This window comes from Acidovorax delafieldii 2AN (assembly GCF_000175235.1).
Classification (GTDB): domain Bacteria; phylum Pseudomonadota; class Gammaproteobacteria; order Burkholderiales; family Burkholderiaceae_C; genus Acidovorax; species Acidovorax delafieldii_B.
On the sequence record NZ_ACQT01000138.1, the window covers coordinates 1 to 9,669 of the forward strand.

A 9,669-nucleotide genomic window follows, 5' to 3' on the forward strand; every position below is an offset into this window, starting at 1 on the left:
GGTGCCGGGCTCGGGCTGTGCCTGGGCAATGACGGGTTCGTGCCGGGGCAGCCAGCCCGCCCACCGCGGGAACCAGCGCATGAAGTGGTACACGGCGTAGCCGCGCAGCAAGCGCAGGCTTTCCCAGCGGCCGGTCGGCGACGCCTCGACCTGCCGGCAGCTGTTGTCGATCAGGTGCGCCAGCCGGCGGTGAAGCTGGGCGTTGAAGCCGCTGTCCTGAATGATCACGTTGGCCTCGAGGTTCAGCGACAGGCTCAGCGGATCGAGGTTGCTGGACCCCACGGTGGACCAAGCGTCGTCCACCAGCGCCACCTTTCCGTGCAGCGGGCGCTCGCAGTATTCGTAGATGCGCACGCCAGCGCGCAGCAGGTGGTCGTACAGCAGGCTGGCCGCCGTTTGTGCAATGGCCATATCGGGCCGGCCCTGCAGGATGAGCTGCACGTCCACCCCCCGCCGGGCGGCGCGCCGCATTTCGCGGATGAAGCGGTAGCCAGGAAAGAAGTAGGCGTTGGCGATCACCACGCGGTGGCGGGCCGCGCGCAGGGCCACGCGGTAGTGGCGCTCAATGTCGGCTGTGTGCTGGCGGTTGTCGCGGGTGACGAACATGGCGTGGGCGCTGCCCGCGTGCGGCAGGTCTTGCGGCGCCGCCTGGCGCAGGCGCTTGCGCTCGGCGCGGTCAAGCACGGCCTCGCGGGTGAAGCGGTGCATCTGCGCCACCACGGGGCCGCGCACCTGCACGGCGTAGTCCTGCTTGGCCTCGGGACCGAAATCCGCCACGTGGTCCGCCGAGTAATTGATGCCCCCAATGAAGCCCAACTGCCCATCCACCACCACGATCTTGCGGTGCATGCGGCGCAGCAGGTTCAGCCGCTGGCCGAGAAAGCGCCGCCCCGGGCCGAAAACGCGAAACCGCACGCCCGCCTGCACCAGGCTGCCCACGAATTCGTCAGACAGGTCGGGCGAGCCGAAGCCATCGACCAATACATGCACCTCCACGCCGCGCTGCGCCGCGCACAGCAGGGCTGCGTGCAACTGCCGGCCGATCTTGTCCTCGAACAGGATGAAGGTCTCCAGCATCACCTCGTGGCGCGCCTGGGCGATGGCGTGGAATACGCGCGGAAAGAACTCCTCGCCGTTTTCGAGCAGCTCGAAGTGGTTGCCCGGCACCCAGCGGGAAGAGCGAGGCGGATGGAAGGCGCGGCTCATAGCAGAATCTCCGCCGCCAGCGGCGCATGGTCCGAGAGCTTGTTCCACGGCGTCTTCGGCAGGGCCAGGGGGGCGTGCACGGCTGCGTTGCGCACGTAGATGCGGTCCAGCGCCAGCAGCGGCAGTGCGGCCGGAAAAGTGCGCACCGGCCGTCCGGTGGCCTGCACGAAAACCTCTTGCAGGCCCGCCCCGCGCAGCAGCACGCCATGCGCGCGGTTGCGCCAGTCGTTGAAATCGCCCGCCAGCACCACGGGCTCATCGGCAGGAAGGCCGTGCACCAGTTCGCACACGCACTGCAATTGGCGCTGGCGGTGTGATTCGCGCAGGCCCAGGTGCACGCAGATGGCGTGCACCGGCCGCTGGTGGCCCGGCGGCTGCAGCACGCAGTGCAGCATCCCGCGTGCTTCGGGCCCGCTGACCGAGATGTCGTGGTTCTCGTAGTGCGTGATCGGAAACTTGGACAGCAGGGCGTTGCCGTGGTCGCCGTTGTCGTACACGGCATTGCGGCCGTAGGCGAACTGCGCCCACAGGGCGTCGGCCAGAAATTCGTAGTGCGGCACCTGCGGAAAATTGGCGACCCGGCTGGCATGGCGCGCGTGCGTGCCCAGTACCTCCTGCAGAAACACCAGATCGGCCCCGACGCCCCGCACGGCCTCGCGCAGCTCGTGCAGGATGAAGCGGCGGTTGAAGGTGGTGAAGCCCTTGTGCACGTTCACGGTGAGCACCTTGAACGCGATGGGTGCAGAGTGGGTGGAGGAATCCATGGGCAGGAGCAATCGTTGTGCAGGCCCGTCGCACGGCGCCGCCAGGGGCGGCCGGCGGCGACCGGCGGGTGAAACGATTGTTCTGGCCCTGCAGCGCGGCGGCTGTAGGACTGCGGGCCGTGGCGGTGTGCTGCAGCGGCCAAAAAAAAGGGGCCGCGCGGGCCCCGGGGTTGCAAGGCAGGGCGCTGGCCGCGCCCACCGTCCCTCAGGTGGGCAGGAAGCCCTCGACCGACAGGTAGCGCTCGCCGGTGTCGTAGTTGAAGCCCAGCACGCGCGCACCGGCGGGCAGCTCAGGCAGCTTCTGTGCAATGGCGGCCAGCGTGGCGCCGGACGAGATGCCCACCAGCATGCCTTCGTCGCGCGCGCTTCGTCGCGCGTATTCGCGGGCCGGTTCGGCATCGACCTGAATCACGCCGTCGAGCACGCTGGTGTCCAGGTTCTTCGGGATGAAGCCCGCGCCAATGCCCTGGATGGGGTGGGGCGCAGGCGCGCCGCCGCTGATGACGGGCGACAGCGTGGGCTCCACGGCAAACACCTTCAGTTGCGGGAACTTGGCCTTGAGTACCCGCGCCACGCCGGTCAGGTGGCCGCCCGTGCCGACGCCGGTGATGAGCGCGTCCAGGCCATCGGGAAAGTCGGCCAGGATCTCCTGCGCCGTGGTGCGCACATGCACGTCGATATTTGCCGGGTTCTCGAACTGCTGCGGAATCCATGAGCCGGGCGTCTGGGCCTGCAGCTCCTGGGCGCGAGCGATCGAGCCCTTCATGCCCTTCTCGCGCGGCGTGAGGTCGAAGCTGGCGCCATAGGCCAGCATCAGGCGGCGGCGCTCAATGCTCATGCTGTCGGGCATCACCAGGATGAGCTTGTAGCCCTTGACGGCCGCCACCACGGCCAGGCCCACGCCCGTGTTGCCCGAGGTGGGCTCGATGATGGTGCCGCCGGGCTTCAGGGCGCCTGATTTTTCGGCCTCTTCGACCATGGCGAGGGCAATGCGGTCCTTGATGGAGCCGCCAGGGTTGCTGCGTTCGGACTTGATCCACACGTTGGCGCCGGGGCCGAACAGGCGGTTGATGCGCACATGCGGGGTTTTGCCAATGGTTTGCAGAATGTTGTCGACTTTCATGGCGTCTCCTGTGAACGGGGAAAGGGTGTGGCGCACATTCTGAACCACTTGTTCTGCCGCGGGGGCATATGGATATGCCCGAGGGGGCATCGCGCGCCGGGGCGGTGCCTTTCAAGGCGCCGTGGGGCCGGCCGCTGCCGCAGTCGCGCCGGCATTGGCACCCACGCGGCAGGTACGGCGGCCTGGATGGCGGCGGCACCGGGTGGGGAATTAAGCATCAAAATGGCCTGTGGTGCTCGCTAACTGAGCGCAGACAGCTATCAAATTTGAACTATGGCTTGCGTCCCGTCATCAGGAACAGCGGATAGTCCCGCCCGTTGCGGTGCTGCAGGCGCAGGATTTCGCGGAACCCGATGTCGCGCAGGCCCGCCTGCTCGGCCAGCGCCTGCAAGGCCTCGGGCGCAAAGCCCAGGTGCTGCACGCCCTTGGCGGCGTTGTCGCCATGGAAGCTGCCGTCCTCGGCGTACAAGTCCACCAGCGCGATGCGCCCGCCGCTGTGCAGCGCGTCGGCAAACACCTGCATCAGCGCGCCGACGTCCGCGACGTGGTGCAGGGCCATGCAGCTCACGATGGCGTGGTAGTGGCCGGGCAGGCCGGCAAAAATGTCGCCGCAGTGCGTGGTGATGTTGGCGTGGCCTTTGCCCCGCAGCACGTCCAGCATGGCGGCGCTGGTGTCGAGCGCCGTGACATGCGCCACCAGTGGCGCGATCTGAGTGGCCAACAGGCCGGTGCCCGCGCCGAAGTCCAGCACGTGGTCGGTGGGGGACAGCGGCAGCTGCGCCAGCATGCACGGCGCCACGGCGGCCAGTTGCAGGGACATCGGGCGCTGGTCCCAGTCGCGGGCGGCGGTGTCGAAATGCGTGGTGGTCATGGGGGTTGTGGGATTCGTGGGGGCCGTGGTCGTTGGGGTGTTCACACCAGAATGTCGAAATGCCGCCGCACCATGTCGGTCATCAGCGTGCGGGTGGCCGCTTCGTCCAGCCCCTGCAATTGGCGGTGCAGCGCGGGTGCCAGCTGGGTGAAGGTGTCGAGCGCGGCGGGGTCGAAGTGGCTGCCCCGGCCGTCTTGCAGGATGGCCATCACTTGCGCAAACGGAAGCGGCTCTTTGTATGGTCGCCGCGAACTGAGCGCATCGAACACGTCGGCAATGGCAAATATGCGCGCCGACAGCGGGATGGCATCGCCCGCCAGGCCATGCGGGTAGCCGCTTCCGTCCCACTTTTCGTGGTGGTTGCCGACCACATCGCGGGCGCCATCGAGCCAGCCGGCGCCGGTGACGATGTCTTCGCCCAGCGCCACATGGGTGCGCATGGTGGTCATTTCGGCATCGTCCAGGCGCCCGGGCTTGAGCAGGATGGCGTCGGGGATGCCGATCTTGCCCGCGTCGTGCAGAAAGCTGCCCGCGATCAGTGACTGCATGGCCGCGCCCCGCAGGCCCAGCGCCTCGGCCACGCTGGCGGCCAGCCAGGCCACGCGGTAGTTGTGCGCGCCGGTGTCGGAGTCGCGCTTGGCAATGGCCCGGCCCAGTGCCTCCATCATGGCGATGTGCGAGTCGAGCACCTGCTGGGCCTTGTGCTCGTTTTCCTTGACCAGGTGCACCACCACCGGATAGATCACCGCGCCGCATACCAGCGAGGCCAGGCACACCATCAGGCTGGCGATGAAGGCGTCCGACAGGATCTGCTGGTGCTGCCACCCTGGGATGGTGCGCACCCCTTCGAAGTAGCCCGTGATGGCGCCCGCTGGCGTTTCGCGCAGCGGCACGAACACCCGCAATGCCCACTCGCCGCCTGGCAGCTCCAGGCTCTCATAAGACGATTGCGTGTACCGGGGCGCGCCGTGCCGGGGCAGCCGCTGCTCCAGCGCATGCCCCGTGGGCGTGACCGATTCGGCCAGTTTGCTGCCGTCGGCGCCGTAGATTTCAGCGATCTCGAACAGACCGCCGGTGAGCAGCTGCGCCGCCTGCCGGGCCTGGGTGGCGGCCTGTGGTCCATCCAGGCGCACGCTGCCCTGACCGGCCAACACGCGGCGCGATTCTTCCTGGGCAAAGGCCACCACCTGCTGCTCGGCGTTTTCACGCGAGACCCGCCAGGCCAGCGGGCTGGCGCAAGCGGCCATCACCAGCGTGACGGCGGCAATGCGCCCTGCGGTTTTGCGTTGAAAAGTCTTCATGCCAGTTTTTTGGGATCGAGCGGTAACTATGCCTGCGGCGGCCGAGGGTGAAGCGGACAATGCAATAATCCGCGCCGTGAAGCGTGCCAGACCGCCGCTGGTGCAATCTGGGAAACCAGGCACTGGAGGAACGTCCGGACTGCACAGGACAGCGTAGCAGCTAACGGCTGCCCACCGTGAGGTGAGGATCAGAGCAACAGAGACGAGTCCCGGGGGAGTGCCGCAAGGCAAACCACCGGGGGTGAAACGGGCAATCTCTACGCGCAGCAATACCAAGTAGGCCAGCGTTGATGTGGTTCCGCAGAGCTGGCGGGTAGGTAGCACCGAGCCGGGTGGGTGACCCCCGGCCCAGAGTAATGGCGGTCACGCTGCGGGCAACCGCAGTGCACAGAATCCGGCTTATCGGCGCGCTTCACACTTTTCATGCAAATGGGCCTCTGGCGCTTGTCAGGCAAGCGCAAATTGCTATCGTTCAGGTAGCAAACAGGCCGACTAGAACCGCTCCCACGGCTGCAGGTAGCGCCACTGCCCCTCGGGCACCTTGGCCAGCGGCACGCGGCCGATGCGGATGCGCTTGATACCCACCGCCGTGAGGCCCACGGCCTCGCACATGGCCGGAATCTGCCCGGGCCGGATGCCCTTGAGTGCAAAGCGCAGCCGGGTCTCGTTCTGCCAGCTCACCTTGATGGGCGGCAGCGGGCGGCCGTTGAACGACAGGCCGTGGCACAGGCGCTGCAGGCCGTTGGGTGCGATATCGCCCGCCACCTCGACGATGCATTCCTGCTCCAGCGATTCGATGTCTTCGGCCAGCTTGCGCGCGATGCGCTTGTCCTGTGTGTAGACCACCAGCCCGCTCGCTTCGGTGGGCAGCGGCGTGAAGCATTCCAGTTGCTTGAAGTGGCGCTGCAGCACGCGGATGCCCGAGGCGTCTTCGGGCAGGTGGGATGCGGCGCTGAGCAGCGTGGCTGCAGACGGCGCGCCCTGGCTGCGACTGCCCTGGCTGCTGTGCGGTGCGCCGCCCTGGCCCGGCTGGCCCAGCCCGGCCTCGAAACCCGCGGGCTTGTGCAGCAGCAGCGTGACGGGTGTCAGCGCGAGTAGGCTGGCATCGGGCGCCACCACCACCGCCTGGTCGGGACGCACGCGGGCTCCGGGGGCTTCTTCCACCCGGCCGTCCACGCTCACAAAGCCGCCTTCGATGAACTGCTCGGCCGTGCTGCGCGAGCAGTTCAGTTGTTCGGCAACGCGTTTGGCCAGGCGGATGTGATCGGGGGCGGGATGCTTGTCGGTCATGGAAGAAATAAGGTGGGCATTCGCCGGGGAAGCGATGGTGCGATGGTCCGATTGTCGGCTGCTCTGCGTGTGGCGGCGCGGCCTTCCTGCCGTTGCGGCCGTGGAACCGGTTTTTACGGGCTTGCCCGCGTCTTTCTGCGGCTATACGCTTGCCGGCTGGGGCAGGCCGACGACGTTGCAACCGTCGGCCAGCGCCCCAGGGGCATCAGTTATTGCCAGGCTGCAGCGCGCGGATGCGCTCCACATGCGCCAGCAGCGAGCGCTGGGCCACGGGCCACATGCGGGGGGGCACGTCGTCGTAGGCGTGGCGTACCCAGTCTTCCATGCTGCCGTCGGGCAGGGCCTGCATGGCGGCCAGCACCTTGGCCTCGCGCGCCAGGCGGTGGGCCTTGAGCCTGGCAATGGCGTTGCGCGCGCCATAGACTGGGCCTCCCAGCACATAGCCGTGCGCGGGCAGGATGAACTCCACGCTGTGTTCGGCGCACAGCGCGTCCAGGCGGTCCAGCGAATCGAGGTAGTCGGCCATGTTGCCGTCGGGCGGGTCGATCACGGTGGTGCTGCCGTTCAGGATGTGGTCGCCGCTGAACAGCAGGCCGTCCTCCTGCAGCAGCAGGCACAGGTGGTTGGCCGCATGGCCGGGGGTGTGGATCACCTGCAGGGTATGGGTAATTTCGCGTTCTAGCGCTTGTCCTGCAAGCGCCAGCAGCTCATTGTTTTGTAGCGCTCGATCGGGCGTGAACTGGCTGGCCGCGCGCGCGGTGGGCGCGGAGGGCAGGCCCAGGATGGGCGGCTTGGCCTTGCCCGCCTGCACGCACAGCGCTTGCAGCGGCGCGGCGCCCGGCGAGTGGTCGGGGTGCGAATGGGTGCACACGATCATGCGGATGTCGCCACCGGCCGCGCGCCAGAGCTTGTCCAGGTGCTCGGCATCGGCCGGGCCGGGGTCGATGGCGATGTAGCCCGTGGCCGGGTCGCCGACCAGGTAGCTGTTGGTGCCGGGCCCGGTCATCACGCCGGGGTTGGGGGCGGTGAGGCGCTGCACGTTCTTGAGCAGAGGCACGGGGCGCTCGGCCTGCCAGTCGAGCGGGTGAACGATCTGTCCGTCGGGGCACACCAGCGCCAGCTCGCCAAAGGGCATTTCGTCTTCCATGTAGCGCGCTTCCTTGCCGCCAAGCAAGCCGGCGCGCGGGCAGCTCACCCACAGCGGCTGCTCGTGCGCCACCGCATCCAGCACAGCCTGGGTGCTGGTGAATCGGGCCAGCCGCTGCAGCGTGCGGATGGTGGGGAAGATCATGAAGAACTGGCCCGCCTCGTGCCGCGCCAGCGCATCGGCAGGTCGCACCCACACAGGCTCGAACTGTTCGGCTTCGTCGGCCACGGGTTCCTGGCCTTCGGGCATGCGGGCCACGAGAAAGGGCACGTCGAAGCGGCGCGCCAGGTCGCGGTCGGCCGTCCAGTGGGCCAGCAGGTACACGCCGTCGGCCGCCAGGCGCAGGCCGCGGGCCTGGCATTGCGCGGCAAACGGCTGGTGGCGGTCGATGGCGGCGATGTCCTGCGCATCGGCCATCTGCCCCTTGCGGAGGCCATCCACATGGCGTGCCAGCAGCACCCCCAGTTCTTCAAAACTCTCGCGGATGGCGGCGATGGCCTGGGTGAGGTGCAGGTCGCTCTGCGTGGCGCGGCGGTCGGCGGCGGCGTGTGTGGCGGGCGCGGCATCGAGCGCATCGATGCCGCCGCCTGGGAACACATAGGCGCCGGGCGCAAAGCTGGCCTTGTCAGAGCGCCGGGTCATCAGCACTTCAAGCCCGCCGTCGCCTGGCGCATCGCGCAGCAGCAGCACGGTGGCGGCGGGGCGGGTGGCAACGGGTTCGCGGTGGGGGTGCAGTTGTTGGTTGGTGCGGGGCATCGGGCCATTATCGGCCGCGCCGGACCCGCGCGTTTGTGCGCCGGCCGTGCGTGCTGGCGCACGGCCCGTGCGCGGTGGCGTCAGGGGGCTGCCGGGTTGCGGGCCAACTGGTGGCCGGCCGCCTTCTTGTAGGCCTGCACCCATTCGGCCAGCACTTTCGGGTCGGTCACGTCTTCGATGCGTGCAAAGCCTTCGGGCGCCGCTTCTTCCACCATGTCGAGGATCGCGTCCAGGCCCTCGCGGCGGTTCATTGCGACGATCTCGCGCGTCATGGGCAGGCGGGCGGCCTCGTAGGCGTCCAGCGCGGCGGTGATGCTGGCGTGGGCATCCAGCGCATCGGCCAGCGCGGCCGCGTCGAGGATGGCCTGCGTCGCGCCGTTCGAGCCGATGGGGTACATGGGGTGCGCGGCGTCGCCCAGCAGCGTGGTGTGGCCATGGCGCCAGCGCGGCAGCGGGTCGCGGTCCACCATGGGCCATTCGAGGATCTGCTCGGCCGCACGGATCAGCCCGGGCACGTCGAGCCAGTCAAAGTGCCAGCTGCCGAAGGTGGGCAGCAGGTCGTCCAGCGAGCCCGGCTGGCTCCAGTCCTCGCGGCTGGGGGCCGTGAGGCCGCCGCCAAAACCGTCTTCGCGCAGGCGGCGGTCGCAGATCCAGTTGATGCGCTGCAGGCCGTCGGGGCGCACCGGCTCAATCGGATAGACCACGAACTTCGCCCGCCGGTGGCCCGCCTGCACCATGGTGCGGCCGTCCAGAAAAGGCCGTGCCAGCGTGGTGCCGCGCCACATCATCATGCCGTTCCAGCGCGGCGCGCCTTCGTCGGGGTGGAACTGCTGGCGCAGCGCCGAGTGGATGCCGTCGGCCCCTACCAGGATGTCGCAGGCCCGCTCGCTGCGCGTGCCGTCGGCGTGCAGGATTTCGGCCACCGCGCCGTTGGGCGTCTCGCGCGCGGCCACGACGCGTTCGCCGGTGCGCACCTGGGCCGGGCCCAGGCGCTGCACGGCCTCGTTCCAGAGCCGCATCTGCAGGTGGCCGCGGTGGATGCTGAGCTGCGGGTGGCTGCTGCCCGCAGCCAGGCCGCGCAGGTCTTCGTAGATCGTTTGTCCGTGCCGGTTGGCGAACACCAATGCGCGTGTGGGCACCGCCATGGCTTCCAGGGCGGGCAGCAGCCCCAGGCCCGCGAGTACGCTCACCGCGTGCGGCAGCAGGTTGAT

The 9,669-nt window shown here is 68.6% G+C and carries 8 protein-coding genes and 1 other RNA gene; 1 reads left to right on the forward strand and 8 read right to left on the reverse strand.

The window, feature by feature from the left end; genetic code table 11:
• The 5 genes from clsB to ACDELDRAFT_RS15110 form a co-directional block, all read right to left on the reverse strand.
• Positions 1 to 1,206, reverse strand: a 1,206-nt coding sequence (clsB, locus tag ACDELDRAFT_RS15090; protein ID WP_005798324.1) for a cardiolipin synthase ClsB, incomplete at its 3' end; no start/stop codon positions are given.
• Positions 1,203 to 1,970, reverse strand: a complete 768-nt coding sequence (locus ACDELDRAFT_RS15095) for an endonuclease/exonuclease/phosphatase family protein (RefSeq protein WP_005798326.1) — start codon at positions 1,968 to 1,970, stop codon at positions 1,203 to 1,205. The genes clsB and ACDELDRAFT_RS15095, both read right to left, overlap by 4 nt.
• Positions 1,971 to 2,175: 205 nt before the next feature.
• A complete protein-coding gene (cysK, locus tag ACDELDRAFT_RS15100) occupies positions 2,176 to 3,093 on the reverse strand; it encodes a cysteine synthase A (protein WP_005798329.1) in 918 nt (305 codons plus the stop codon).
• 271 nt (positions 3,094 to 3,364) lie between these two features.
• Positions 3,365 to 3,964, reverse strand: coding sequence for a class I SAM-dependent DNA methyltransferase (locus tag ACDELDRAFT_RS15105; RefSeq protein ID WP_005798330.1), 600 nt, complete (start codon positions 3,962 to 3,964; stop codon positions 3,365 to 3,367).
• A 41-nt stretch (positions 3,965 to 4,005) separates the two neighbouring features.
• The gene (locus ACDELDRAFT_RS15110; RefSeq protein WP_005798332.1) at positions 4,006 to 5,265 is read right to left on the reverse strand and encodes an HD-GYP domain-containing protein; all 1,260 of its coding nucleotides are present in this window, start codon (positions 5,263 to 5,265) and stop codon (positions 4,006 to 4,008) included.
• A gap of 78 nt (positions 5,266 to 5,343) precedes the next feature.
• On the opposite strand from ACDELDRAFT_RS15110, the gene rnpB reads away from it, so the two are divergent.
• Positions 5,344 to 5,683: RNase P RNA component class A (gene rnpB / locus ACDELDRAFT_RS23685), an RNA gene on the forward strand.
• A gap of 74 nt (positions 5,684 to 5,757) precedes the next feature.
• On the opposite strand, the gene ACDELDRAFT_RS15115 is transcribed toward rnpB, so the two are convergent.
• From ACDELDRAFT_RS15115 to ACDELDRAFT_RS15125, 3 genes are all read right to left on the reverse strand, one after another.
• On the reverse strand, positions 5,758 to 6,555 hold the full coding sequence (locus ACDELDRAFT_RS15115; RefSeq protein WP_005798333.1) for an rRNA pseudouridine synthase: 798 nt from the start codon (positions 6,553 to 6,555) through the stop codon (positions 5,758 to 5,760).
• A gap of 205 nt (positions 6,556 to 6,760) precedes the next feature.
• Entirely contained in the window at positions 6,761 to 8,458 is a 1,698-nt protein-coding gene (locus ACDELDRAFT_RS15120) for an MBL fold metallo-hydrolase (RefSeq protein ID WP_005798335.1), read from the reverse strand.
• Positions 8,459 to 8,538: 80 nt separating this feature from the next.
• Positions 8,539 to 9,669, reverse strand: a 1,131-nt coding sequence (locus ACDELDRAFT_RS15125; protein WP_005798336.1) for an FAD-dependent monooxygenase, incomplete at its 5' end; no start/stop codon positions are given.